Source organism: Achromobacter mucicolens (assembly GCF_029866465.1).
Taxonomy (GTDB): domain Bacteria; phylum Pseudomonadota; class Gammaproteobacteria; order Burkholderiales; family Burkholderiaceae_B; genus Achromobacter; species Achromobacter mucicolens.
Genome location: NZ_CP123364.1, coordinates 2,822,704 through 2,848,319, shown reverse-complemented (window position 1 = coordinate 2,848,319; position 25,616 = coordinate 2,822,704). Strand labels below are relative to the sequence as shown.

Below are 25,616 nucleotides of genomic sequence, written 5' to 3'. Positions count from 1 at the left end.
TTCTCAATTGTCTTAGCGACTGGCTTTGGATCCGTCCTGCACCGTCAGCCGCTCTCGCGGCGTAATGACGCCACCGGTGTTTAAAATGCCCCCTCGGCGCCCAAATCGGCCGCCGCCCGGAACCTCCGCATGCACGCCTTTCCGTCCTCGCCGTCCTTGCGCCCAGCCGCTGCCGTCGCCCTTGCGCGGCTGTTGCTGCTGGTGTTGCTGGCCGCGCGGGCGCTGGTGCCCACCGGCTACATGCCAGATGTGCAGGCGCTCAAGCAGGGCCGTTTCGCGCTGGGCTTCTGCGCGGCCGGGGGTGGCGTTTTTCCCGGCATGCCGGGTCTGGCCGACCCGCACGCGCATGCCGGCGACTCGCATGGCCATCACGGGCACCCGGATTCCTCCGGACACGTCGGCGCCGGTCAGGAATGTCCGTTTGGGCTGAGCGCGCACCCGGCACTGCTGACGCCGCCAGCCTTGGCGCTGATCCCCATGCTGCTTGGCTGGCGGGTGCAGCCAGCGCCGCAAGCCGACAGTCCGCGGCCCCCCATGCCGGCCGCCGGCCCGCCGCTGGGCCAGCGCGCGCCGCCTCGAACCATCGGATGACATTTCCCGCCGTGCGCCTTGCGCGCACGCTGGCCGCCCCTTGCGGGCGGCGTCCGTTGTTGTCGAGACCCTTATGACCACTGACACTCTGGTTAGCCCTGCCGAGTCCGCGCGGCCGCGGGCCGCGAGCGGCAGCGCGTTTCTCGCGCTGCTCACCCGGCTGCATTTCTATATCGGCCTGTTCGTCGGCCCCTTCATTCTGGTGGCGGCAGTGACCGGCACCCTGTTCGTCCTGACGCCGCAACTGGAAAGCGTCATCTATGCCGACCAATTGCGTACGGACTCCACCGGCACCGCGCAGCCCTTGGCCGCGCAGGTCGAGGCGGCCCGGGCGCGCATCGGCCCGGATCCGCGCCTCTTTGCCGTCCGGCCCTCACCCGGACCGGGCGAGACCACGCGCGTCATGTTCACGCAGCCCGGCATGGGCGACTCCGAATCCCGTGCGCTATTCGTCGATCCCATCACCCTGGCCATCAAGGGCGACATGGTCGTCTACGGGACCAGCGGCACGCTGCCTTTCCGGACCAAACTGGACTACCTGCACCGCAATCTGATGCTGGGCGACCTGGGCCGCAACTACAGCGAGCTGGCGGCGTCGTGGTTGTGGGTGGCCACGCTTGGGGGCCTTGTGCTGTGGTTTGCACGCCGGAGCCGCGACAAGGCTGCGGCAGCGCGCAGTCCGCGCCTGCGCGCGCGGCGCTGGCACGGGCTGTTGGGGCTGTGGATCGGGATCGGCCTGGTGTTCTTCTCGGCCACGGGGCTGACCTGGTCGAACTGGGCGGGCGCGCGCGTGGACCAACTGCGGGCCCAATTGGGATGGATTACACCGGCGGTGTCGCTGAAACTGCCGGCCGCCGGAATGCCGGCCGCCGGTTCGCCGGCCGTGCCCGAGGGCGGCGAGCACGCGCATCATCATGGCGGCCAGCATGACCACGCCGCCATGATGATGGCGCCGGACAACGTGGCCTCCGGCTTTGACCGCGTGCTGCAGTCGGCCCGGCAGGGCGGCATCGACAGCAGCCAGCTCGAAATCCGCCCGCCGCGCGGTGAAGGCCAGGCCTGGATGGTGCGCGAGGTGGACCGCTCCTGGCCCACGCAAGTCGACACCATTGCGGTGGATCCGTCGACCTACGCCATCACGAGCCGCGCGGACTTCGACACCTTTCCGCTCATCGCCAAGCTGATCCGGTGGGGCGTGGACATGCACATGGGGATCCTGTTCGGCTGGCCCAATCAGCTCTTGATGGCCGCGATGGGCATCGCGCTGACCGCGATGATCGTCCTGGGTTACCGGATGTGGTGGCTGCGCCGGCCGGCAGCCCCGGCAGGGCAGACGCTGACGCAGGCGTGGCGCGATCTGTCCTGGCCGGGCCGCATCGCGACGGCGGCTCTCGCGCTCGCGCTAGGCTGGTGCCTGCCGGTCATGGGCGTGAGCCTCGCCGTGTTCCTCGTGATCGACGTGTTGCGGTGGATGGTGGCCAAACGCGCTTGATATGCGTCAACGGGCGGCGCAGATCGCGGGCGGCGGGCCGGATTCGGGGCCGGATCCGCGCTACCATCTGCGCCGTCAAGGGGATCCGATGTACCGATGCGCCACGGCTGCAAGACGATGGGTTTCGCTGTTCGCAGCGGCCCTGTTCGTCTTTCAGGCGCTGATTGCCTCGGCGGCGCTCGCCGGATCCGGCGGCGCCGGCGGGGCAGGGGGATCCCCAGTCTTCGGTGCCACCACCATCATCTGCACGGCCAGCGGGCCGCGCGTGGTCACCCTTGGCCAGGAAGGCGCCATACCAGGCGACACCCCAGGCGCGTATCAAGACGCCACCTCGGACGCCGCGCAACATAGCGGCGCCATGCCGCACTGCTGCGTCGCGGGGTGCGCCATGCTGGGCGGCGCCTCGCTGCCGGCCTTGTGGCTGCTTGCATGGCTGCTGCCCTCCTTGGCCCAGCCTGACGCGCCGCCCGCCACCCACGATCCTCACTTCTCCAGTGCGCTCGCGCGGCTGCCGCAGCAGCCGCGTGCGCCGCCATCCGCCGCCTGACGGCTTTCCTCCCTGCATTTCCGGCTTGCATCGCGCCGCCCACCGCTAGCGGGTGCGGCGCCGACCGCTGACGCCTGTCCGCCTGTCCGCTCGTGGCATGGCCCCTGATCCGTGGGGCAGCCGCCGGGGCGTGCCTGCGCGCGGCCTTGGCGCACCAGACGGCAAGCCATGACTCCCCATTCCACGTTGGACTCGATTCCGATATGTGCAAGCAACAGCAATTTCTACGCATGACCTGCCTGGCCGCCGCCATGGCCGCCACGTTCTCCGCCGGGGCACAATCCGCTCCCGACGGCGTGACCACGCTTGATCCCGTCGTCATCACGGGCGTTGCGCCCAGCGCGCCCCTGACATTCACGACCGATCCCAAGCTGCCGCGCCAACCGCTGCCGGCCAGCGACGGCACCGACTATCTCAAGACCATTCCGGGGTTTTCGGCCATCCGCAATGGCGGCACCAATGGCGATCCGGTGCTGCGCGGCATGTTCGGTTCGCGCCTGAACATCCTGACGAACGGCACCGCCATGCCCGGCGCCTGCCCCTCGCGCATGGACGCGCCCAGTTCCTACATTTCCCCCGAGAACTTCGACCAGCTCACCGTCATCAAGGGACCGCAGACCGTGCTGTGGGGGCCGGGCGCGTCGGCCGGCACCGTCCGCTTCGATCGGGATACGCCGCCGTTCACCGAGCCGGGCGTGCGCTTTGACGGCAGCCTGACGGGCGGCTCGTTTGGACGCAACGACCAGACGGCGGACCTGACCGCCGGCAACGAGAAGGTCTACACCCGATTCACCGCCAACCACTCGCATTCGCAGGACTACAAGGACGGCGACGGCAACACCGTGCCGTCGCGCTGGGACAAATGGAACGCGGATGTGGCGCTGGGATTCACGCCGGACGCGGACACCCTCTATGAGTTGACCGCCGGCACCGGCGATGGCGAGGCCCGCTATGCCGGCCGCGGCATGGACGGTTCGCAGTTCAAGCGGGAAAGCTTTGGACTGCGGTTTGAAAAACGTAACCTCGGCGAGGTGCTGAATCGGGTGCAGGCGCAGCTCTATTACAACTACGCCGACCACGTCATGGACAACTACACCCTGCGCGCGCCCGACCCCTCAAGTTCCATGGCGATGCCCATGGCGTCGGACGTGGACCGGGCCACCTGGGGCGGGCGCTTCGCCAGCACCTGGACCCTGTCGCCGGACGTCAATCTGGAGGCGGGGATGGACTTCCAGCAGAGCCGCCACCGCGCCCGCAGCGGCACGGGCACGGTGTCGTACCGCAGCCAACCGTGGGTCAAGGATGCAGATTCTTCCAACACGGGTGTTTTTGGCGAATTGACCTGGCGCGCCGCCCCTGACAGCCGCGTGATTGGCGGAGCCCGCGTGGATTGGGCGTCGGCCAAGGATTTCCGCCAGACCACGGGCGGCCAGATGATGCCCATGCCCAATCCGACGGCGGGCGAGCGCCGCGACGACACGCTGCCCAGCGGCTTTCTGCGCTATGAACGGGATCTGGCGTCGCTGCCCGCCACGGTGTACATCGGCCTGGGCCACGTCGAGCGGTTTCCCGACTACTGGGAATTGTTCTCGCCCAAGCGCGGGCCGGCCGGTTCGGTCAACGCCTTCCAGGGTGTCAAGCCGGAAAAGACCACCCAGCTGGACTTCGGCGCGCAGTACAAGACCGAGACGCTCGATGCCTGGTTCTCCGGGTACGCGGGTTACGTGGACGACTTCATTCTTTTCAACTACACGTCCGGCGGGATGATGGGCGCCACCTCACAGGCGACCAACGTGGATGCCCGCATCTTTGGCGGGGAGTTCGGCGCCACGTACGCCGTGTCGCCGCGCTGGAAACTGGGTGCGACGCTGGCCTACGCCTGGGGCCAGAACCGCAGCGACGGCAGGCCGCTGCCGCAGATCCCCCCGCTGGAAGCCAAGCTCAGCGCCGCGTACGACGACGGCACCTGGTCGGCCGGCGCCTTGTGGCGCATCGTCGCGCCGCAAAAGCGCTACGCGCTCAACGAAGGCAATGTCGTCGGCAAGGATTTCGGCCCCAGCGCCGGTTTTGGCGTTTTCTCCGTCAACGCGGGGTATGTGGTCAACCCGCAGGTCCGGCTGTCCCTGGGCGTGGACAATGTGTTCAACAAAACCTACAGCGAACACCTGAACCTGGCCGGAAACGCGGGTTTCGGATATCCAGCGGGGACAGCCGTGAACGAACCCGGACGTAGCGTCTGGGCCCGGGTCAGTATCCGATACTGACAACGGAAATGGGTTGGGCACGCTACTTGCTGAAAGGGGGGGGAGGGTCATTCCTTGTCTTATGGAGAAGCATCATGGAAGCTTTCAAGTACACGCCCACCCTGTCCACCCCCCAGCCGATGACCAACGGCGAACGCTGCGCGCTGCGCACCCTGGCCGCCGCGCAGCAACTTTTGCACCCGGAACGTCCGCCCGCCGTCATGATGTCGACGGTCGAGGCCGAGCTGGCGAAATATGTAAAAGAGACTTACCGTCCGCGCACGGCGTGGTGACCCGCGGGGGCAGGGCGCCGCTGCCCTCGGGCGCCCGTCACTCGATCGGCGCCCGCATGACCAGCGCCGAAACGGTATGGTTTTTCCAGAACACCTGATGGATTCGGGGCAGCAAGGCTTGCAGCTCCGGTTCCGTCGCGCCTGTAAAGGTCACCAGCACTGCGGGCCGGTTGCCTTCGCTGGGGACGCGTTTGACGTGATCCGGCGATGGAAACCCGTACTTCGTCAGGAAGGTGCGAATCTCGTCGTCGGTGGTGGTTTCCTCAACCTGATTGATGAGCAGCGCTGCCATGGCTGAACCTCCGGGGAAGGGGCGCTTCGGGCGTCAGGACGTGTCGCGTCAGAACTTTTCGGGCACGAACCGGAACGGATGCTCCGGCTGCTCGTATCCCTTGGCCTTTTGCCGCTTGGGTAGCGCAATCTTTTCCCTGGGCCCGACCTTGTAGGGAATGTGTTCCAGCAGATGGCTGATGATGTTGAGCCGCGCCCGCTTCTTGTCATCGGATCCGCACACATACCAAGGCGAGATGGCCGTGTCCGAGGCCTTGAACATGTCGTCACGCGCCCGTGAATAGTCGTACCAGCGGCTGTACGAATCCAGGTCCATCTTGGTCAGCTTCCAGGTCTTGCGCGGGTCATTGATGCGCGACTGCAACCTGCGCGTCTGCTCCGCCTCGCTCACTTCCAGCCAATACTTGAAGAGCAGGATGCCGGAGTCAATCATCACCCGCTCCACCAGCGGCACGGCCTTCAGGAAGGTGTCGACCTGCGCCTGGGAGCAGAACCCCATGACGCGTTCCACGCCCGCCCGGTTGTACCAACTGCGGTCGAAGATCACGACTTCGCCGGCGGCGGGCAGGTGGGGAAGATAACGCTGCATGTACATCTGGGACTTCTCGCGCTCGGTGGGCGCGGGCAAGGCCACGATGCGGAAAACGCGGGGGCTGACGCGCTCGGTCAGGGCCTTGATCGTGCCGCCTTTGCCTGCGCCGTCACGGCCTTCGAAGACGATGCACACCTTGGCGCCGGTCTCCTGCACCCATTGCTGCAGCTTGACCAGTTCGGCGTGCAATTGCGCCAATTCCTTTTCGTACTGCTTCTTGGACAATCCGGCCTCTTCGGCCGCCTCGGGGGTGTCCTTCTGCTTTTTTTTGCCGGCCATCGTCGCACTCCGAAAAGTTAAGCCACGAATCAAGGCGCATCACGGCGCCGCCCGTGAAGTGAATATATTGCCGATTCGATGCCATTTGGGAGCGCGTTACCAATGGTTTTATGGTGCCGCAACGTAACCCGTCATTGGAGGCATGCGAAATCAGGCACAGTCCGGGCACGCCATTTGCTGTTTGCGTCCTTGGCCACGCTTCGCTGGCCGCCGCATATTCCAAGGTGACGAAAATGGAACCAAGACATTCCGTTGTGCAGGCATCTTCCCAGGACAACGCCGTGGAAGCGACGTCGACGCCAGACGATCTGCCCGTCAAGCCTTCCGACGGCAAGGCCGGCGCCCAGCCGGTCAAGCCTTCCGACGCTAGCGAGAACGCGCAGGGCAACGAAATTCGCAATGAGGATATGGAGCCGTCGGATGCGTCCGAATCCAATCCCGACCCCGCCGGCTCGCAGCGCTCGTCCTGACCCCGAGGAGAACCGATCATGACCATAAAGACCACAGTGTTGGGTTTGGCCGTCCTCCTGGGCGCCGCGGGCGGCGCTTGCGTGGCGCAGGCGCAGGGCGCGCCGCAGTCCGTGACCGAAGTCCGGGTCGATGTCGCCAAGGTTGACGCCGGCTACCGCGCCTCGAAGATGATCGGGGCGACGGTCTACAACGGCAAGAAAGAAAAGCTCGGCACCGTGGATGATCTGATCCTCGGGCCGCCCGACTGGGCGCCTTATGCGGTGTTGTCGGTGGGTGGCCTGCTGGGCGTGGGTAACCACCTGGTGACGGTTCCGCTGTCACAGATGCAGGTCGCGGGCGATCAGTTCCAGTTGCCGGGGGCCACCAAAGATACGCTCAAGGCGCTGCCCGAATTCAAGTACGCGAAGTAGACGGCGCGGGGCATGCCGCCCCGCACCGCATGACCATCCATGCAACGAGGAGGCTCCATGCAGATTGAACCCGTCCCCGATACCCGCCCCGCGCCGCGCTCGCGGTCACTGGTCGCGCAGCTCAAGGATATCGATGCCCGCCGGCCGGATTTTCCGGGCGAGCATCTGATCGTGCTGGGCGTGGGTGTTCTGCTCATGCTGTCGGGCATGCGCAGCCGCACCATCCTGCGGCGCACGCTGATCACTGCAGCCGGGACCGCCCTGATCGGTCGCGCGGCAAGCGGAACCGGGGGCGTTGCCCGCGTCGCCCGGATCGTCAAGCGCTTGGGCTGATCGCGGCGCAGGAGAACCGTCATGGCAGCAAGAACCATATGGAAAGGGGCCATTTCCTTCGGTCTGGTTCACATCCCCGTGGGCCTGCACACGGCCACCACCGAGTCGGGCGTGGATTTCGACTGGCTGGACAAGCGCTCGATGGACCCGGTGGGCTACAAGCGCATCAACAAGCGGACCGGCAAGGAAATCGACAAGGACAACATCGTGAAGGGCGTCGAGTACGAGGACGGCAAGTGCGTCATCGTATCGCCCGACGAAATCGCCGATGCGTATCCCCGGACCACGCAGACCATCGAGATTCAGCAGTTCGTGGACGCCACGGACGTGTCCTTCGTCTATCTGGAGCGGCCGTATTACGTTGCGCCCATCAACAAGGGGCACAAGGTATATGCCTTGCTGCGCGACACCCTGGCCAAGACCGGCAAGATCGGTATTGCCAAGGTCGTGATCCAGACCAAACAGCACCTGGCCGCGCTGATCCCGTCGGGCGACGCGCTGGTGCTGAACCTGATGCGTTGGGGCGATGAGGTCAAGTCTGTCGATGGGCTGGATCTTCCCAAGGCTGGGGCCAAGAACATGACGCCCAGCGCCAGCGAGTTGAAGATGGCCAAGATGCTGGTGGAGGACATGTCCGGCCAATGGGATCCGGAACAGTACCAGGACGAATTCAAGGCCGCGGTGATGGAGCTGGTGGAGAAGAAGGCGCGCGCCGGCAAGACGGAGACGGTCATCGAGCCGCAGGAAGAGTCGCCCACCTACGCCGACAACGTCATCGACCTGACGGAGCTGCTGCAACGCAGCCTGAAGGGCGGCAAGGGCGGAGCCAAGGCCGCGTCATCGGCGGGCAAGGCCGGAAATGGCGCCGCAAAAAAGGCGGCCAAATCTGCGGCCAAAAAGACGGCTGCAAAGAAGACAACGGCCAAAACCACGGGCAGCGCCGGCAAGGCGTCCGGTAAGACAGCAGCCAAGACGGCGAGCAAAGCGCGCAAGGCGGCTTGATCATGGCCGATTCGCTCAAGAAGTACCGCGAAAAGCGCAACTTTCAAGTTACCTCGGAACCGGCCGGCGGCGGCGAGGCGAACGAGGACGCTCGCGCCTTCGTCATCCAGAAGCACTGGGCGAGCCGGCTGCACTACGACTTCCGTCTGGAACTGGACGGCGCCATGAAGAGCTGGGCGGTGCCGAAGGGTCCTTGCTACGACCCGGCCGTCAAGCGCATGGCGGTTCAGGTCGAGGACCATCCCATTGCCTACAACCAGTTCGAGGGGCAGATTCCCGAAGGCCAGTACGGCGCGGGCAAGGTCATCATCTGGGACGAAGGCAAGTGGATGCCCGTGGGCGACCCGCGCAAGGGCTATCGGGACGGTCATCTGAAGTTCGACCTGCAGGGCGTGAAGATGCAGGGCAGGTGGGCGCTGATCCGCTTAAAGGGCAAGGAAAGCGACAAGCAGCCGCCCTGGTTGCTCATCAAGGATCGCGATGCGTTCGCCCGGCCGGAGCGGGAGTTCAGCGTGGTGGACGAAATGCCCGACAGCGTGGTCCCGCTGCGGGCGGCCAAAGCGCCATCCCCAGATCGGTCCGAAGACCAACCTGAACCTTCGGCCGACGGCCAACGCGCCTTGCCCGGCGTGGCCGCCGATTTGCCGGCGCATCTGAAACCTCAGCTCGCCACGCTGGTGGACGGTGTGCCCCACCACGCCCCGGACTGGCTGTACGAAATGAAGTTCGACGGCTACCGGCTGGTGGTGCGGATCGAAGGCGACGACGTGCGTCTTTATACCCGCAACGGCCACGACTGGAGCGCCAAGCTGCCTCATCTGGTCGACGCGTTTCGCGCGTTGCCTGCCAAATGGGCGTGGGTCGACGGCGAAATCGTGATGCTCGACCGCGAGGGCATTCCGAACTTCCAGGCGCTGCAGAACGCCTTCGACGGCGAGCGCACGCAAGATATCGTCTTCTATGCCTTTGATCTTCCTTTCATCGGGCAGCGGGATCTGCGCCAGGAACCCCTGACGGTGCGCCGGGCGCTGCTGCAGCAACTGATGGACACCGCCGAAGACGACCATCTGCGGTTCAGCGAGGCCCTGGAGGCCGCGCCGACGGATCTGGTGGCGACAGCCTGCAAGATGGGGCTGGAAGGCATCATGGCCAAGCGCCTGTCCTCGCCCTACGTGTCGCGCCGCACAAATACCTGGGTCAAGGTCAAATGCGCCCGGCGCCAGGAATTTGCCATCGTCGGCTACACCGCGCCGAAGGGCAGCCGCGCGGGGCTGGGGGCGCTGCTGCTTGCCGTGACCGAGCAGGATGGCAGCCTGCGCTATGCCGGCAAGGTGGGCACGGGGTTCGATGACGCCAGCCTGGTGTCGCTGCAAAAGCGCCTGGCGTCCATCGAGACCGACAAGAAGCCTGTCGCGAACGCGCCCGCCGCGGGTGGCGTACGCTGGGTCAAGCCCGAACTGATTGCAGAGGTGTCGTTTGGCGAGTGGACGGGAGGCGGACACATCCGTCATTCTGTCTTTCGAGGATTGCGGCAGGACAAGCCGGTGCGGGCCATTTCCAGGGAGAAGGCAGTGCCAGTCAAAGACATCGAGGGCGATGCGGGCGCGACCGGACGGGCCAGCAAAGCCGTGCCCGCCACCAAGGCCAGCCGCGCCAAGGGCGGCAAGCTCACCAATCCGGATCGCGTCATCGATCCGTCCACCAAGCTCACGAAGCTGGACCTGGCACGCTATTACGCGCTGGTGGCGCCGCTGATGCTGGAACACCTGAAGGGGCGCCCGGTGTCGTTTCTGCGCGCGCCGGCCGGCGTCCAGGGCGAATTCTTCTTCCAGAAGCACCTGGAAGCCGCAATGCCGGGCGTCAAATCCCTGCCGGCCAAGCTAGACCCGGACCACCCGCCGCTGCTCGAAGTGCCCACGGCCGAGGCCATCATGTCCGCGGTGCAGATGAACGTGGTCGAATTTCACACCTGGAACGCGGTCAAGACGTCCATCGGCAAGCCGGATCGGATGCTGTTCGACCTGGACCCGGGCGAGGGCGTGCAGTGGCCCGCGATGCAGCAGGCCGCGAACCTCGTGCGTGTGCTGCTGGAAGAAATCGGTCTGAAAGCGTGGCTCAAGACAAGCGGCGGCAAGGGCCTGCACGTGGTCGTGCCGCTGCGCAAACAGTACGACTGGGATACGGTGAAGCGCTTTTCCCAGGTGATCGTGCAGCATCTGGCACGGACGCTGCCGCAATTGTTTGTGGCCAAGAGCGGGCCGAAGAACCGGGTCGGCAAGATCTTTGCGGACTACCTGCGCAATGGATTTGGCGCGACCACCGTTTGCGCCTGGTCGGCGCGGGCGCGTCCTGGTCTGGGCGTATCGGTGCCCGTCAAGTGGGAAGAGCTGGACAAGCTGACGGGCGGGGCGCACTGGACGATCCAGGATATCCACACCCGGCTGGACGCGGGCAACACCCCATGGGACGATTACGCGCCGCAGTCTCTGGCGCCCGCCATGTCCGCCATGGAGTTCGAGCCATGAGCAGGATCTCCCTTGTGCTGTGCCGATCTCCCAAGGAGTCGCCCTATGCCACCGCCTGTTGCCCAATCCAGCATGATGGACCGCCCGGACGGATATGGAAGCGTCAGCCGTGTCCTGCATTGGCTAATGGCGGTGCTGCTGGCGTGGCAGTTCACCAGCGCGGCTGCGCGGCAATTTTTTCCGGACACCCCCATCGAGGACTTCTTCTGGGCGTCGCACACGTCGCTGGGCCTGTTGCTGCTGATCCTGGTTGTCGTACGCGGCGCGTGGGCCCTCGCCAACCTGGGACGCCGTCCGAACAGCGGCCTGATGGCGGGTTTCGGTCACTTGCTCCTGTACCTCATGATGATCGCCATTCCCACATTGGGATTGTTGCGGGCATATGGCCGGGGCAGGGGCTATTCGGCTTTCCGCATCCCGGTCTTCAGCCCCCGCGACCAGGAAATCGAAGCGCTGGTCGAGTTGGCCAATGCCTGGCACGGACTGCTGGGCTGGACGCTTCTCGCGGCGGCGGCGGGCCACGTCCTGATGGCCTTCCTGCACCGCGGCAGGGACGGCCGGCGCGTATTGACGCGCATGACCCGAGGGCAATGACGGCCGGCGCGCCGGCCTGCACAGGAGGCAATCATGCAGCGCGATGAGCTCTTGGCACTGATGATCTCGGTGTCCGCGCCGGCGCCCCGGCTGGACGAATGGGACCGGGTGCTTTCCATCTACGCCGGGTACCTGGAAGGCGTCGCACCCAAGCTGTCGGAGAAGGAGCTGGGCAATTTCATTGGCGCGGGCGCCATGTTCTACCGCACGCTGTGCCAGGCGGACGCCTATCGGCAGGAATCCGTGTGGGGGCGGCGCAAAAAGGAAGGATAGCCACGTCCGGGCACGCCAACCCGGGGGCGCTTCGCATGCGGCATCCGGCCGCCTTGAATGCAAACGTTTGCATGGGTACGGGGCTTGCTGGCCGTTCTGGCACGAAATTCATCCATTCGTGCCAGGAAATGGCCAGCGGCAAGGACACCACATGCGACGCAGACCGGTAAGACAACCATCAAGCCGACCCACCATCACGACACCCACGACCCTTGACGCGAACTTCACATTGGCGGATGACGCACCGCACAGACAGCTGCCCGCCATCTGGGCGATCGGCGACGTGCATGGCTGCTGCCCGTCGCTGGACGCGCTGCTGGCCAGCCCCGAAATTGCGGGGGATCCAACCTGCCGGTTCTGGTTCGTGGGCGACCTGATCAACCGCGGTCCCGCCAACGCCGAGGTCTTGCGCCGGGTCATGGCCTTGGGCGACCGCGCGACCGTGGTGCTGGGTAACCACGACCTGCGCGCCCTGGGCGTGGCCGCAGGTTGCCTGCGCCCAGACCCCCGCGACACGTTGAATGATCTGTTCGACGCGCCGGATGCGTACGAATTGCTGGATTGGCTGCGCGCGCAACCGCTGATTCACGTGCAGGACAGGCATGTCCTCGTGCATGCCGGGCTCTTTCCCGGATGGGACGTGGCCCAAGCGGTGGCGCTGGCCGGCGAGGTCCAGGACATGCTTCGCGACGATGACTGGCGCCGCCATATGCGCACGCTGACCGGCACCGCGCCGCTGGCGTGGAGCGCCAACCTGGACACGCAGCAACGCCTGCGCTTCATCGCCAGCGCATTTACGCGTATGCGGCTTTGCACCCGCAATGCGGCGCTGGCGCCCGGCGCCAAGTCCACCCCAGGGCGCTGGCCTCGCGGAACGTTGCCGTGGTACGACCTGCCGCGGCGCGCGGACGCCGGCAACACCATCGTGTTCGGGCACTGGGCGACGCTGGGGCTGCTCGTGCGCACGGACGCCGTGTGCCTGGACACGGGCTGCGTGACGGGCGGGCCGTTGACTGCCTACCGGCTCTCCGACCACAAATTGGTACAGGCCCCGCGCGAAGCGCTTGCCCAGGCGGCTTGAACGGTCACGCGAACAGCCGGTAGGCCACGCCCAGACTGAACAGAAGCGCCGTGCCAATGGCATAGAACGCCAACGACAGCCAGGCGCTCAGCGGCACGCGCGCCGGCGCTTCGGCCTGACCCGCCGATTGCGCCTCGGGCGGAATTTCATCATTGGCGGCCGTGGGGCAGGGGAGTCGGCCGTCCGCGACGTGGGCGGGTTGGGCGGCGCGCGCAAGCCCCAAGGAAATCAAGGTGTTGCCGACCGGCGTCGGCGAGAGAACGGGTTCCGGTGAGCTCATGGGAGCCTCCGCAATCAGGGTTAAGTGACGAAAGGCGAAACGCCTACAGCAAGCGGCGTGCCCATGCCCGGCCTTGCGCGCCGGACCGCCAGCCGGACGGTCCGAAGGCGGCCTACTTCCCGTCTCCCTCCCAAACACTTACGATACGGCAGGCGCCGGGCGTTTCCGCCCCGCTTGCCCGAATCGACTGACACGTGACGGCCGCATTTCAACCACGGAGCATTCATGAACGGTTACCCAGATACTCTTCTCCTGATCGACAACGAATGGCGCGAGGCCCGAGGTGGCGCGCGCATCGACGTCGTGAACCCCGCCACCGGCCAGAAGATCGGCCAGGTGGCCAGCGCCTCCCGCGAGGACCTGGACGCGGCGCTGGCGGCCGCGCAACGCGGTTTCGAGACGTGGCGCGACACGTCCGCGCATGAGCGTTGCGCGGTCATGCGCAAGGCGGCCGTCCTGCTGCGCGAGCGCGCGGACAACGTGGCGCGCCTCTTGACGCAAGAGCAGGGCAAGCCGTTGGCCGAGGCGCGCGGCGAAGTGCTGGCGGGCGCCGACATCATCGACTGGTTTGCCAACGAAGCCCTGCGCGTCTACGGCCGCATCGTACCGTCGCGCAACCCGGCCGCCCAGCAATTGGTCATCAAGGAACCCGTCGGCCCCGTCGCCGCGTTCACGCCTTGGAACTTCCCGGTCAACCAGATCGTGCGCAAGCTGGGCGCCGCGCTGGCCACGGGCTGCTCCTTCCTGGTGAAGGCGCCCGAGGAAACCCCGGCGTCGCCTGCCGCGCTGCTCAACTGCTTTGTCGACGCCGGCATCCCGAAGGGCGTGCTGGGCCTGGTGTTCGGCTCGCCGGCCGAAATCTCCAGCTACCTGATTCCGCACCCGATCATCCGCAAGGTCACCTTCACCGGCTCCACCCCGGTCGGCAAGGAACTGGCCGCGCTGGCTGGCCGCCACATGAAGCGCGTCACGATGGAACTGGGCGGTCACGCCCCGGTCATCGTGGCCGAGGACGCCGACGTCGAACTGGCCGTCAAGGCCTCGGGCGGCGCGAAATTCCGCAACGCCGGCCAGGTCTGCATTTCGCCGACCCGTTTCCTGGTGCACAAGAACGTCAAGGCGGCATTCGAGCAGGCTTTCATCGCGCACGCCGAAAAGCTCAAGCTGGGCGATGGCCTGACCGAAGGCACCACGCTGGGCCCGCTGGCCAACGACCGCCGCCTGGCGGCCATGGACAAGATCGTCAAGAACGCGGCAGAGAAGGGCGCACGCGTGGCCACCGGTGGGCAGCGCGTGGGTGGCGCCGGTAATTTCTTCGCCCCGACGATCCTGACCGACGTGCCGCTCGAGGCCGATATTTTCAACGAAGAGCCGTTTGGTCCCATCGCGGCGATCCGCAGCTTCGAAACCCTGGACGAAGCCATCCGCGAAGCCAACCGCCTGCCGTTCGGCTTGGCGGCTTATGGTTTCACCCGGTCGATCAAGACGGTGCACGAGCTGTCGCGCCGCCTCGAAGTGGGCATGCTCTGGGTCAACCAGCCCGCAACGCCCTCGGCCGAGCTGCCCTTTGGCGGCGTTAAGGATTCCGGCTACGGTTCCGAAGGCGGTCCCGAAGCGCTTGAGGCGTATCTGGTCACGAAGGCCGTGTCGGTCGTGGGGGTCTAAGCCCGGGGTCTAAGCCCGCCCTCTGACCCCGCTGGTTTGGCAACAGGCCGTATCCGAGAAATCGGATACGGCTTGTTCGTTTCCGGGTTCGATGCTCTCCAAATGAAAGGCGTGCTTACGCACCGTTGCCGGTCGGGCCCGCCGACCGAAGGTAAGGTCTGTCTGACAATGACGTCCCCCGGAGATAGACGCATCGATGTTTTCCTTGCCGCCCATCAAGACCCTAGCCCGCCACAAGCCGGCCGGCTCGGCCATGAATTGGTTTTTGGAGCGCAAGCAGTTTGTCAAGGCGCTGCTTTCCAACCCCTCGGCGGTCGGCGCGGTTGCGCCTTCCAGTGCAGCGCTGGCCGCGGCCATCACCGAATCGATCCCGCCGCGCGGCGGCAAGGTCCTCGAACTGGGCTGCGGGACTGGCGTGTTCACCCGAGAGATGCTGCGCCGGGGCGTTGCGCCATCCAATCTGGTACTGGTGGAGCAGGACTCGGACATGAGCTCCAGCTTGCGCAGCCAGTTTCCAGAGGCGGCCGTGCTGCAGGTGCCTGCCCAGGACCTGTCGCGTGACAGCCATCCTGAACTGCACGGGATCGGCGCGGCGATTTGCGGCCTGCCGCTACGCAACATGAGCGGCGCGCATCACCACAAGCTGCTTACCGCCGTCTTCGAGGCAATGCCGCCGGGCGCATCCATGCACTTCTTCACGTATGGCGTGAAATGCCCGATCTCGGCGCGCGTGCTCGATGACTGCGGGCTTCACGCCCGGCGCGTGCGATTCGTGCCGATGAACCTGCCGCCTGCCTCTGTGTACAGCCTGAGCCGCACGCCCTGAGGGCACGGGCGGGACGGGCGCGGCCCATTGATAGGCACGCCCGCCCGCGGTACGGCGACGTCGGGGAAAGGGCTATGCCATGAAGGTCAGCATGCCGTTGGTGAGGTCGTACATCGACCCGACGATCTTGATCTTTCCTTCCTTTTCCAGCCCCGCAAGAATGGGGCTGTTCTTGCGGATGGCCTCGACGGTGAGCTGAACGTTGGTCCGCGCCACCGCGTCCACGAATTGCGCGTTCTTGCCGCTGCGGTCGCCCGTGTACTGGGTGGCCTCGACCGCTGGCTTGATGACGTCGAGCAATCCGGTCAGATGGCCGAGCTGAACATTGTCGATCGCGCCGGCCACCGCGCCGCAAGCCGTATGCCCCATGACGAGGATCACCTTGGCGCCCGCCGCCGCGCAGGCAAACTCCATGCTGCCGAGCAGGTCGTTGTTGGAAATGTTGCCGGCGATCCGCCCGTTGAAGGTTTCGCCGATGCCCGTGTCCAGAATGATCTCGGCGGGCGCGCGCGAGTCGATGCAGCTCAGGATGACCGCCGCCGGGTATTGGCCCAGGGCGCTGGACCGCTTCTGCGCAAGGTAATCGTGCTTCTGGGGCTTGCCCGCGCGAAAGCGCGCATTGCCCCGCTTCATCATGTCAATCACCTGGTCCGGCGTCATTGCGTCGCGCTGTGCCTGCGATAACGACGCCGCCTGCGCGTCGTTCGGGGCGACTGCCACGCCTGCCATCACCGCAGCCGTTCCGGCGGCAACGCCCGCCTTCAACCAGCCGCGCCGGTCCAGGTTCAGAGGGTGCCCAGCCATGCAACAATCCTTGATCGCTTCCATGAAGTGTCCCCAAAAAGCAGCCCAAAACGATAGACCGCGGGACGCGGCTATTCGATGATGGGCCGGCCACACTTGCCGTTTTCACGGCGACAGCCATTCTGTTCCTGTTTGCGGCGGTGAACAATGTTTCTTGTTTTCCCGACCGATGAGTGGCATAGTTTTTCGCACGACAGGCCCCCGGGCGGGTTCGGGGCGGTTAAGACAGCGAATACGAAAGGTGCCCCATGAGATACCTGTACATCGTATTGATTGTGTTGCTCACGGCGATGGTTCTGTCGTTCAAGGTCCAGAATTTCGATTCCGTCACCCTGACGCTCTGGACATCCACCATCACTTTGCCGACGTCGGTTCTCGTCGTCGGCGTCTACATCCTGGGCATGCTGACGGGCGGCTTTCTGCTCAGCCTGTTGCGCACCGCCTTCCGGGGCGCGGCCAGCCGTCCCGCCGGTCCCACCCCCTGAAGATTCCCCAAGCGCTACCCGGCTAGCCGCCGTGCGTCCGCAATCAGGGCGCGAACGCGTACTTAGGAGCAATCCCGATGAAAAGGCTATTCCTTGTCTTGTCCACGTGCGTGCTGGCCGGTTGCGCCGGCACGGTCGCGACGAAGAACGATCTGGCCAAGTACGGCACGCCGCCCAGCGATGAAGACCTGTACCAGTACATGTCGACGCTGCGCGATTCCATGCCGCCCACCCGGTATGTCAGCTATCGCGACAAGGGATATGCGGAATCCGTGAAGAAGACCACGTTTGCGGGCGAGGACGGCAAGCCGATGTCGGGTTGGGAGTACGACTTTGACGTGGCTGCCTACGACCAGCTTGGCCCCGACCAGCCGCAGTGGACTGCGCGGCGCGTCGTGTTCTTCAATGGCCGCGCCATAGGCGGCTTCGATGCGAATGGGAAGTTCATGCGCGCCAGCGCCCAGCCATCCGCGGCTGCGCCTGCGCCCGCACCGGCGCCCGCGCCTGCGGCCTCGCCGGCGCGTCCGCGCTAGGCCTGGTTTTCCCATTTCCGCCGTTCCGGAGACCCCATCATGCAAAAGCCTCAGCAGGCCGCCCCGCGTAGCCGCCTGACCCTTCTCGCCGCAGGCGGCATCCTTGGCCTTGCCGCCATCCTTGCTGGCTGCGCCAATCCCTCCGCGTCCTCACGCGTCTACACCTTCGACCAGGCGCAGCGCGCCCAGACCGTCACCCTCGGCTACGTCATTGGCGTGCGGCCCGTCACCATCCAGGCCAGCCAGACCTCGGGCATGGGCATGATCGCGGGTGGCGCGCTGGGCGCCGTCGCCGGCAACGCCGTGGGCGGCGGCTCCGGACGACGCATCACCACCGTCGGCGGCGCAGTCGGCGGCGCCATGGCGGGCAACGCAGTCGAAAACGCCAGCATGCGCCGCGCGGGCCTGGAAATCACCGTGCGCCTGGATTCAGGCGACGTGCGCGTCATCACACAGGAAGCGGATGTGCCAATCTCGACCGGCCAGCGCGTTCAGGTGGTCACACAGGGCGGCGTGAGCCGCGTCGGCGGCATCTGAAGCCGCCCGGGATCCGCATCCGGACTGCGATTCGGGCCGGCTGCGGAGAATATGGCATCTAATCTCCGCATGGCGGCATGCGGAGATTAATTGCTCGCGCCGAGAAAGCGCGCCATGGGCGGGCGCAGCACCAGCGATGAATTGGCGGATTGACCGCGCCATGAGCGTCTTAAGATTCTCTTCATCCTGTCGCGTATAGTCGGCGCATGCGTATCCTACTGGCCGAAGACGATGTATCCCTGGGCGAGTCGATCGAATCCTGGCTGGAGCTCGACGGCTATGTGGTCGACCGCGTGACACGCGGCGACCTTGCCGAAACGGCGCTGGCCGCCCACGACTACCACTGCGTGTTGATCGACCGCGGGCTGCCCGGCGTCTCGGGGGACGACCTGCTGCGGCGGCTGCGCGCGCGCCGCGACAACGTGCCGGCCATCATGATCACCGCCCGCGACGCAGTGCCCGACCGTATCGAAGGCCTGGACCTCGGCGCGGACGACTACCTCGTCAAGCCTTTCGACCTGGACGAACTGTCCGCGCGCATCCGCGCTGCGCTGCGCCGCCGCGACGGCCACGCCACCCCTGCGCTCAAGCATGGTGGCGTCTTGCTGGACGTGGCGGCCAAGCAGGTGCGCTTCAACGGGACGCCGGTCGAGCTGACGGCGCGCGAATTCGCCATCCTGCACGCGCTCATCCGGCGGCCGGGCCATATCGTGTCCCGCGCGCAACTGGAAGAGGCGCTGTATGGCTGGGGCGACGAAGTCGAAAGCAACACGATCGAAGTCCACATCTACAACCTGCGGCGCAAGCTGTCTTCGGACCTGATCAAGACGGTGCGCCGCCAGGGCTATCGGCTGGCGGACTGAGATGCGCTGGCGCAACAAGACTCCCCGGGCCGAGCGCGGCTATTCCCTGCGCCGGCGCCTGATCGGCACGACGCTCGGTTCCAGCATCCTGGTGGGGCTGGTCAGCACCGTGATCGTGCTGGCCATCGCACGCAAGGAGGTCAACGACGCCTATGACGACTGGCTGGAAGAGGGCGCGCGGCTGGTCCTGGCACTGGGCGAGGGCAGCATCGGCCGGACGGCGGGCCAGCCCGCCGCGGGCGACACGCAGCCGGCGCTTCGGCTGGACTATCAGCTGGTCTCGCGCACGGGAGACGTTCTGCTGCGGGGCGAAGACGCGCCCAAGCGGCCGTTCGTGCCGCCGGACCGGCGCGGCGACCGCTATTACGACGTGCGTGCCGACGGCGAGGACTGGCGCGTCTATGTGCGCCATCATGACTCCCTGGGTTTTTCGGCGCAGGTCGGCCAGGAGATGGACGAACGCACCGATCTCATCTGGGACATGCTCGAATCGTTGGCGTGGCCGCTGGTTGGCTTGTGGGTCCTGCTTGGACTGATCAACTGGTTCCTGATCTGGCGTCTGCTCAAACCGCTCGCGCGCATGGCGCGCGGCATCGAGACCAAATCGCCGTCCGACCTGTCGCCGGTGGCCGAAGAGAGCAGGGCGCATGAAGTGCAGTCCATCACGGCAGCCTTGAACCGTCTGCTTGGCCGGTTGGACCACGCGCTTGAAGCCGAAAGGCGCTTCACGGCGGATGCGGCGCATGAGCTGCGCACGCCGCTCGCGGCGCTGGCGTCGCGCATCCAGGTCCTGCAACGCAGCCATCCGGCCGAACAGGCGCCGGCGCTGGCCGCGCAATTGCAGCGCCTGCGCGCCGACATGATGCGCACGACGAGCCTGGTCGAAAACCTGCTGCAACTTGCCCGGCTGGATCCGCAATCGGCCGACGCCATGCCGCGCGAGCGCATCGACGTCCCCAGCCTGCTGCAGGATGCGGTGGACGCCTGCGCGCCCGCTGCGGCGGCGCGCGGCGCCACGATCACGATTGCGGCGCGCGAAAAGGAACTGGTCGGCAACCGGGACGCGCTCTTTACCGCCTTGCGCAACCTCATCCATAACGCGGTGTCGTACGGCCGCGAGGGCGGACAGGTGCGGGTCGCGGCCGAACGCGCCGGGCAGCACGTCGCGCTCAGCGTGAAGGACGACGGGGAGGGCGTGGCCCCAGCCGATCTGGAGCGGCTGACGCAGCGCTTTTACCGCGTCCTGGGCACAAACGTGCCGGGCAACGGCCTGGGACTGTCCATTGTGGCGCGCGTGGCCACCATGCATCGCGCAGAACTACGCTTCGGTCCGGGCCTGGACGGCCGGGGGTTGGGCGTCACGCTGCTGCTGCCGCTAGACATGAACGGGTGACGCAAGAATCCGCGTCCCCGCGCAGGGATAAGGTCTGCTTCATCTTCGGGGCGTCAAATGGCGCCATGTTCAACAGCGAAGCGCAATCCGCGCAAGGAGCCGCACCATGACCCAGATCTCTCGTCGTTCCTCATTCCTCCGCACGTTCCTGGCCAGCGCCGTCCTCGCTGGCGCCACCGTGGCGGGCGTGGCGCACGCCCAGGGCTACACGGGCCCCAGCACCGGCAAACCCGCTGCCCAAGGCTACAGCGGCCCCAGCACGGTTGCCGTCACGACGGTCAAGGAACTCCTGGCCAATGGCCGCGACGACCAGAACGCCATCCTGCGCGGCCGCATCGTGTCGCACGACGGTGACGATCACTACACCTTCGACGACGGCACGGGCCAGATTCGGGTCGAAATCGATCACGAGGACTTCCCGGCGGGCCAGAAAATCGACGACAAGACCCAGGTCGAGTTGCGTGGCGAACTGGACCGTGACCGCAACAACGTCGAGTTCGACGTCGACAGCGTCCGCGTGATGTAAAGCGCGCGCGGCGGGCGCATACGTTATCCTGTCGACCTCCGTTTCGATACCCGTGCCCGTTTGTCGTGAATCCCGTAACGTCCCCCGCCGCGGTCCAACTGCCCGAAGCCTCCATCCGCGCCACCGTCCGGTTGCCCATCCGCCTTGCCGATGGCACCGAGGCGCTGGCGCTGGCTTACAGCTTTCATGGCCTGGCTGACGCCCGCGACCATCTGGCCCTCAAGTTCGGGCAGCCTGGCCCGCAACCGCTCGTCCGGCTGCACTCCGAGTGCATGACCGGCGATGTCTTCGGATCGCTGCGCTGCGACTGCGGCCCCCAACTGCAGGAAGCGTTGCGCCTCATGAGCCAGGAGGGCGGCTATCTGCTGTACCTGCGCCAGGAAGGGCGCGGCATCGGCCTGTATTCCAAGCTTGACGCCTACCGGCTGCAGGAACTGGGCTACGACACCTACACCGCCAACCTGGAACTGGGGCACGGCCTGGACGACCGCGACTACACGCCGGCCGCCCAGATGCTGCGAGCATTGGGCGTCGACAATCTTGAACTGCTGACAAACAATCCCGACAAGCGCACCCAGCTCGAACGCATGGGCATCCGGGTCAGCGGTTGCCGCCTGACGGGCGTATTTCCGAACGAACACAACAAAGGCTATCTGCTGGCCAAGGCGCTGCGCACGCAGCACCGCATCGAACTCGGTCAGACCGAGGAGTGACGAAGCGATACGTCCGGCAGCCCCGCCCGGCATAAGGAGAAACCCTTATACTCTGGGCCGGTCGTTGGGCCGCATTGCCGGCTGCATGGCCGTATCGTTTTGGAATCCCCTATGAATCAACAACATAAAGACCTGTCCGCGCTCGCAAAAGCGTGGCTGTTCGTGCTGGGCGCCTGCATTCTGGCGGCCGGACTCTTTTTCGGCTACCAAGGTGGGCGCCTCGTGGCGCTGAACGGTAGCTGGTATTTCGTGATTTGCGGCGTTGTGCTGGCCATCTCCGGCATCCAGATCGCACGCCGCCGCGCCAGTGGCGGTCTGCTGTACGCGTTGGCGCTGATCGGCACCGCCATCTGGGCGGTGGCAGAGGTCGGCCTGCAATTCTGGCCGCTCGTGTCGCGTGTCCTGGTGTTTGCAGGCTTTGGCATCCTGGTAGCGCTGTCGCAGCCGCTGCTGCGCCGCGCACAGCACGAGCCCGCCAACCCCGCACCGTCCCGCATCGCTGCCGCCGTGCTCGCGCTGGCCTTCATTGCGACAGTTGCCGGCATGTTCGTGCCGCACGCGCCGCTCTCGCAGGGCGAGACCCTCGCGCTCAAGCCCGTTGCTCCGGGCCAGGAGCAGAAGGACTGGGCGCATTACGGTAATACCGCCGGCGGGACGCGCTTCGCGGCGCTGGACCAGATCACCCGTGACAACGTCAAGGACCTGCAGGTCGCCTGGACCTACCGCACGGGCGATACGCCCGTCAGCCCCGGCGGCGGCGGCGCCGAAGACCAGCAGACCCCGCTGCAGATCGGCAACCGCGTGTTCCTGTGCACCCCGCACAACAACGTGATCGCGCTGGACGCGACCACGGGCAAGGAACTCTGGAAGGTCGAGATCAACGCCAAGCAGAAGAAGTGGATGCGTTGCCGCGGCCTGGCTTATTTCGACATCGATGCGCCCCTGGAGCAGCCGACCGTCGAAGACGCGACGCCCGTCAAGGCCGTCAGCCTGGACGCGGGCGCCACCTGCCGCCGCCGCATCCTGATGAACAGCGTGACGCCCGAACTGATCGCGCTGGACGCCGACACGGGCGCGTTCTGCGCCGATTTCGGCAAAGCGGGCCGCGTGGACCTGCGCGCCGGCATGGGCAAGGGCGCCGACAAGGGCGAGTACTACCCGACATCGGCCCCGACGCTGGCCGGCACGACCATCGTGATCGGCGGCCGCGTCGCGGACAACGTCAGCACCGACATGCCTGGCGGCGTGGTGCGTGGCTTTGATGTCATCACCGGCGAGCTGCGCTGGGCGTTCGACCCCGGCAATCCGCAAGACAAGGCCGCGCCGGCCGACGGCCAGACGTACGCACGCTCGACCCCGAACGTGTGGGCGCCGATGTCGTATGACGCACAGTCCAACACGGTCTTCATGCCCGTGGGCAGCGCCGCCGTGGACCTGTGGGGCGTCAAGCACACCGCGCTGGACCGCAAGTACGGCGCGTCGGTCCTGGCGGTCGACGCCAGCACCGGCCAGGAAAAGTGGGTCTACCAGACCGTGCATGACGACCTCTGGGACTTCGACGTGCCCATGCAGCCGACTTTCGCGGACTTCCCCGTGGACGGCAAGAACGTGCCCGCGCTCGTCTTCGGCACCAAGGCTGGCCAGATCTTCGTGCTGGACCGCCAGACCGGCAAGCCGCTCACTCGCGTCGAAGAACGCAAGGTGCCGGCCGGCAACATTCCCGGCGAAACCTACTCGCCGACCCAACCCTTTTCGGTCGGCATGCCTTCGATCGGCGCCAACGACCTGAAGGAATCGGACATGTGGGGCGCCACGCCGTTCGATCAGCTGCTGTGCCGCATTCACTTCAAGTCCAAGCGCTACACAGGCCTGTTCACCCCGCCGGGCACCGACGCGTCGCTCAACCTGCCCGGATCGCTGGGCGGCATGAACTGGGGCGGCATTTCGATCGACCCGGTCAACGGCTACCTGTTCATCAACGACATGCGCGTCGGCCTGGAAGTGCAGCTGGTCGAAGCCGGCGCCAACGCCAAGAAGGGCGACGGCAATGAAGCCGCCGCAATCCAGGGCCCCGTGGCCCTGGCCGGCACGCCTTACGCGATCAACGCCAAGGTGCGATTCATGTCGCCGCTGGAAATCCCGTGCCAGGCGCCGCCGTTCGGCACGCTGACCGCCGTGGATCTGAAGACGCAGAAGATGGTCTGGCAGGTGCCGGTCGGCACCGTGCAGGACACCGGCCCCTTCGGCATGAAGCTGGGCCTGCCGATCCCCATCGGCATGCCGACCATCGGCGGCACGCTCGCTACGCAAGGCGGCCTTGTGTTCATCGCCGCCACGCAGGACTACTACCTGCGCGCGTACGACGCCGGCACCGGCAAGGAAGTGTGGAAGGTCCGTCTGCCTGTCGGCAGCCAAGGCACGCCCATCAGCTACAAGTCGACCGTCGACGGCAAGCAATACCTCGTCATCTCGGCCGGCGGGGCGCGCAACTCGCCCGACCGCGGCGACTACGTGATCGCCTACGCATTGCCCGGCAAGCTGTAAGCCGCGCGGCAACGCAAGTATCTGGGCGCTCCGCGGAGCGCCCATTTTTTTGCAATCTAACCGCTGTGGCGATGCTTGCCGGTCTTGATGAACAAGTCGGAGAATGCCTCCCAGTCGGTTTCTGGCGAAACCCGGAACCAACCGCCATCGAGCGCAATCGCCGGCATATGGCCACGCCGGTGCCGCCCGCTGCGCTTAGTCGTGCGTTGGGCTGCAGATCCTTGTCCGGATCGCAGGGCAGGGAAGGGAGCAAATCGCAATGCCTTTTTCCTTCATTTCTTGCAGAAGAGTTCTGCGGAATATCGCGGAGATCGGCGGCTGGGCGATCGATACACTTTCAGGCGGAGACAACTGAAAAAGAGCAACACATGCCTATCGTCACACGCCGCCGCATATTGCTGGGCAGCGTAGTCCTCAGCGCACTGTTTTCGTTCGGGGCTGCCGCGCAAACCGCTTATCCGTCGAAACCTGTCCGCCTCGTCGTCCCGTATCCACCGGGCGCCGCCACCGACGCCATCTCGCGCGCGTTCGCCCAACAACTGGGCACGATCATGGGCCAACCGGTCGTCGTCGAAAACCGGCCAGGCGCTGGCTCTGCCATCGGCATCATGGCCGTCAAGAACAGGCCCGCGGACGGATACACCTTGCTGGTCCACGCCGAAGGCTTCTACAGCGCAAAGATCACGACACCCGCCGCGGATTATGCGTTCTCCGACTTTGAAATCCTGGCGCCGCTGGGCCAAAGCAGCTACGCCTTCATCGTGCCGTCCGACCGAGGCTGGAACCGCCTGGAAGACTTGAAGGGCATTAACCTGGAATTGGACATTGGCGTCGCCGACCTCGGCGTGGGCACGTACTCCACGCTTGCGGCGAGGCTGGCTTCAGGGCTGAGGACGCAATACCGTCCAATTCCGTTCAAGGGCGGCGCGGAAGGGCTGACGGCCATCCTTGGCGGGCAGATCGACGGCTACTTCACCACAATTGGCACCACCCAAAGCGTCAAGGACAATCCGCACGTAAAGGTGCTGGCCTATACCGGCCGCAAAGGAAGCGTCAGTCATTTGCCCGGCGTGAAGACGTTCGCCGAGCTTGGCGTGCCGAACATGGTGTTCCACAGCAGCTACAGCGTTGCCGTGCGCAGCGAAACGCCAGAGCCCGTCAGGACGAAGCTGGCGGAGTTTGTACGGCAGGCTGCCACTTCAGGGGCGATGGAAAAGGCGCGGCGGGATTTGTATTTGGAGGGATATGAGGGGTCGTTGGACGACTACAAGCGAGAGCTCAAGGGGTTGGCCGATGAGTTCGCGGCAAGCGCCAAGGGGCTGAAAAAGGAGTAGCCGGTGGTTGCTCTGGATGGGTTGGCGACGATAATGGCTCCGAGCTGCGGGGGTCCGTAACCGATGTGGTGCTCGCCCCAGGCTAAGTTCGCATAA

28 protein-coding genes are annotated in these 25,616 nt (G+C 65.9%); 24 read left to right on the top strand and 4 right to left on the bottom strand.

All coding sequences use genetic code 11. The features are described 5' to 3' along the window. Window positions 1-129: 129 nt before the first annotated feature. The 5 genes from QEP15_RS13055 (at window position 130) to QEP15_RS13035 (ending at window position 5,166) form a co-directional block, all read left to right on the top strand. Window positions 130-591 carry a DUF2946 family protein gene (locus QEP15_RS13055; protein ID WP_175155515.1) on the top strand — a complete coding sequence of 154 codons (462 nt, stop codon included), beginning with the start codon at window positions 130-132 and terminating at the stop codon, window positions 589-591. Between the two features lie 73 nt (window positions 592-664). Next, window positions 665-2,083 carry a PepSY-associated TM helix domain-containing protein gene (locus tag QEP15_RS13050; protein ID WP_280147531.1) on the top strand — a complete coding sequence of 473 codons (1,419 nt, stop codon included), beginning with the start codon at window positions 665-667 and terminating at the stop codon, window positions 2,081-2,083. 1 nt (window position 2,084) lies between these two features. Further along, window positions 2,085-2,630, top strand: a complete 546-nt coding sequence (locus QEP15_RS13045; protein WP_280147530.1) for a DUF2946 family protein — start codon at window positions 2,085-2,087, stop codon at window positions 2,628-2,630. A gap of 203 nt (window positions 2,631-2,833) precedes the next feature. After that, window positions 2,834-4,894, top strand: a complete 2,061-nt coding sequence (locus tag QEP15_RS13040; protein ID WP_280147529.1) for a TonB-dependent copper receptor — start codon at window positions 2,834-2,836, stop codon at window positions 4,892-4,894. Between the two features lie 74 nt (window positions 4,895-4,968). Further along, window positions 4,969-5,166 (top strand): hypothetical protein, encoded by a 198-nt coding sequence (locus QEP15_RS13035; RefSeq protein ID WP_056317974.1) that lies wholly within the window; start codon window positions 4,969-4,971, stop codon window positions 5,164-5,166. Window positions 5,167-5,203: 37 nt separating this feature from the next. Here QEP15_RS13035 and QEP15_RS13030 read toward each other — a convergent pair whose 3' ends face one another. Continuing rightward, a complete protein-coding gene (locus tag QEP15_RS13030) occupies window positions 5,204-5,458 on the bottom strand; it encodes an RNA-binding protein (RefSeq protein ID WP_152384488.1) in 255 nt (84 codons plus the stop codon). Window positions 5,459-5,506: 48 nt separating this feature from the next. Next, window positions 5,507-6,328, bottom strand: a complete 822-nt coding sequence (gene ppk2 / locus QEP15_RS13025; RefSeq protein WP_056317970.1) for a polyphosphate kinase 2 — start codon at window positions 6,326-6,328, stop codon at window positions 5,507-5,509. Window positions 6,329-6,561: 233 nt separating this feature from the next. Here ppk2 and QEP15_RS13020 point away from each other — a divergent pair, with 233 nt between their 5' ends. The 8 genes from QEP15_RS13020 to QEP15_RS12985 all read left to right on the top strand — a co-directional run bounded on the left by QEP15_RS13020 (window position 6,562) and on the right by QEP15_RS12985 (window position 13,017). Continuing rightward, window positions 6,562-6,798 (top strand): hypothetical protein, encoded by a 237-nt coding sequence (locus tag QEP15_RS13020; protein ID WP_280147528.1) that lies wholly within the window; start codon window positions 6,562-6,564, stop codon window positions 6,796-6,798. Between the two features lie 18 nt (window positions 6,799-6,816). After that, window positions 6,817-7,209 carry a PRC-barrel domain-containing protein gene (locus QEP15_RS13015; RefSeq protein WP_280148876.1) on the top strand — a complete coding sequence of 131 codons (393 nt, stop codon included), beginning with the start codon at window positions 6,817-6,819 and terminating at the stop codon, window positions 7,207-7,209. Window positions 7,210-7,266: 57 nt separating this feature from the next. Continuing rightward, complete coding sequence (locus QEP15_RS13010; protein ID WP_056317962.1) at window positions 7,267-7,542, top strand: hypothetical protein; 276 nt, start codon at window positions 7,267-7,269, stop codon at window positions 7,540-7,542. Between the two features lie 21 nt (window positions 7,543-7,563). Continuing rightward, the gene (gene ku / locus QEP15_RS13005) at window positions 7,564-8,544 is read left to right on the top strand and encodes a non-homologous end joining protein Ku (RefSeq protein WP_280148875.1); all 981 of its coding nucleotides are present in this window, start codon (window positions 7,564-7,566) and stop codon (window positions 8,542-8,544) included. 2 nt (window positions 8,545-8,546) lie between these two features. Next, window positions 8,547-11,069, top strand: coding sequence for a DNA ligase D (ligD, locus tag QEP15_RS13000; RefSeq protein ID WP_280148874.1), 2,523 nt, complete (start codon window positions 8,547-8,549; stop codon window positions 11,067-11,069). 45 nt (window positions 11,070-11,114) lie between these two features. Then, window positions 11,115-11,663 carry a cytochrome b gene (locus QEP15_RS12995; protein ID WP_280148873.1) on the top strand — a complete coding sequence of 183 codons (549 nt, stop codon included), beginning with the start codon at window positions 11,115-11,117 and terminating at the stop codon, window positions 11,661-11,663. Window positions 11,664-11,696: 33 nt separating this feature from the next. After that, on the top strand, window positions 11,697-11,936 hold the full coding sequence (locus QEP15_RS12990) for a hypothetical protein (protein WP_056317950.1): 240 nt from the start codon (window positions 11,697-11,699) through the stop codon (window positions 11,934-11,936). 151 nt (window positions 11,937-12,087) lie between these two features. After that, entirely contained in the window at window positions 12,088-13,017 is a 930-nt protein-coding gene (locus QEP15_RS12985; protein WP_217617970.1) for a symmetrical bis(5'-nucleosyl)-tetraphosphatase, read from the top strand. A 4-nt stretch (window positions 13,018-13,021) separates the two neighbouring features. Here the strand turns inward: QEP15_RS12985 and QEP15_RS12980 are convergent, their stop codons facing one another. Beyond that, window positions 13,022-13,297 (bottom strand): hypothetical protein, encoded by a 276-nt coding sequence (locus tag QEP15_RS12980; protein ID WP_142055208.1) that lies wholly within the window; start codon window positions 13,295-13,297, stop codon window positions 13,022-13,024. 225 nt (window positions 13,298-13,522) lie between these two features. Here QEP15_RS12980 and QEP15_RS12975 point away from each other — a divergent pair, with 225 nt between their 5' ends. Together QEP15_RS12975 and QEP15_RS12970 are read left to right on the top strand one after the other, a co-directional pair. Then, window positions 13,523-14,962: an NAD-dependent succinate-semialdehyde dehydrogenase gene (locus tag QEP15_RS12975; RefSeq protein WP_056317945.1), complete on the top strand. Its 1,440-nt coding sequence runs from the start codon at window positions 13,523-13,525 to the stop codon at window positions 14,960-14,962. A 253-nt stretch (window positions 14,963-15,215) separates the two neighbouring features. Continuing rightward, window positions 15,216-15,788, top strand: a complete 573-nt coding sequence (locus QEP15_RS12970) for a class I SAM-dependent methyltransferase (RefSeq protein ID WP_280148872.1) — start codon at window positions 15,216-15,218, stop codon at window positions 15,786-15,788. Between the two features lie 72 nt (window positions 15,789-15,860). Here QEP15_RS12970 and QEP15_RS12965 read toward each other — a convergent pair whose 3' ends face one another. After that, entirely contained in the window at window positions 15,861-16,592 is a 732-nt protein-coding gene (locus QEP15_RS12965; RefSeq protein WP_254636811.1) for a carbonic anhydrase family protein, read from the bottom strand. Window positions 16,593-16,840: 248 nt separating this feature from the next. Here QEP15_RS12965 and QEP15_RS12960 point away from each other — a divergent pair, with 248 nt between their 5' ends. The 9 genes from QEP15_RS12960 (at window position 16,841) to QEP15_RS12920 (ending at window position 25,520) form a co-directional block, all read left to right on the top strand. Further along, window positions 16,841-17,077 carry a LapA family protein gene (locus tag QEP15_RS12960; protein WP_056317937.1) on the top strand — a complete coding sequence of 79 codons (237 nt, stop codon included), beginning with the start codon at window positions 16,841-16,843 and terminating at the stop codon, window positions 17,075-17,077. A 77-nt stretch (window positions 17,078-17,154) separates the two neighbouring features. Beyond that, on the top strand, window positions 17,155-17,610 hold the full coding sequence (locus QEP15_RS12955) for a hypothetical protein (RefSeq protein WP_175155506.1): 456 nt from the start codon (window positions 17,155-17,157) through the stop codon (window positions 17,608-17,610). A 39-nt stretch (window positions 17,611-17,649) separates the two neighbouring features. Continuing rightward, window positions 17,650-18,147 (top strand): outer membrane lipoprotein, encoded by a 498-nt coding sequence (locus QEP15_RS12950; RefSeq protein WP_152384482.1) that lies wholly within the window; start codon window positions 17,650-17,652, stop codon window positions 18,145-18,147. Between the two features lie 206 nt (window positions 18,148-18,353). After that, window positions 18,354-19,010, top strand: coding sequence for a response regulator transcription factor (locus QEP15_RS12945; protein ID WP_217617973.1), 657 nt, complete (start codon window positions 18,354-18,356; stop codon window positions 19,008-19,010). A 1-nt stretch (window position 19,011) separates the two neighbouring features. Next, the gene (locus tag QEP15_RS12940; RefSeq protein WP_280148871.1) at window positions 19,012-20,403 is read left to right on the top strand and encodes an ATP-binding protein; all 1,392 of its coding nucleotides are present in this window, start codon (window positions 19,012-19,014) and stop codon (window positions 20,401-20,403) included. Window positions 20,404-20,509: 106 nt separating this feature from the next. Next, the gene (locus QEP15_RS12935; RefSeq protein ID WP_175155503.1) at window positions 20,510-20,929 is read left to right on the top strand and encodes a YgiW/YdeI family stress tolerance OB fold protein; all 420 of its coding nucleotides are present in this window, start codon (window positions 20,510-20,512) and stop codon (window positions 20,927-20,929) included. Window positions 20,930-21,060: 131 nt separating this feature from the next. Beyond that, window positions 21,061-21,642, top strand: coding sequence for a GTP cyclohydrolase II RibA (gene ribA, locus QEP15_RS12930; RefSeq protein WP_254636822.1), 582 nt, complete (start codon window positions 21,061-21,063; stop codon window positions 21,640-21,642). 111 nt (window positions 21,643-21,753) lie between these two features. After that, entirely contained in the window at window positions 21,754-24,186 is a 2,433-nt protein-coding gene (locus QEP15_RS12925) for a membrane-bound PQQ-dependent dehydrogenase, glucose/quinate/shikimate family (RefSeq protein WP_280148870.1), read from the top strand. 368 nt (window positions 24,187-24,554) lie between these two features. Continuing rightward, a complete protein-coding gene (locus tag QEP15_RS12920) occupies window positions 24,555-25,520 on the top strand; it encodes a Bug family tripartite tricarboxylate transporter substrate binding protein (protein ID WP_280148869.1) in 966 nt (321 codons plus the stop codon). Window positions 25,521-25,616: the final 96 nt, after the last annotated feature.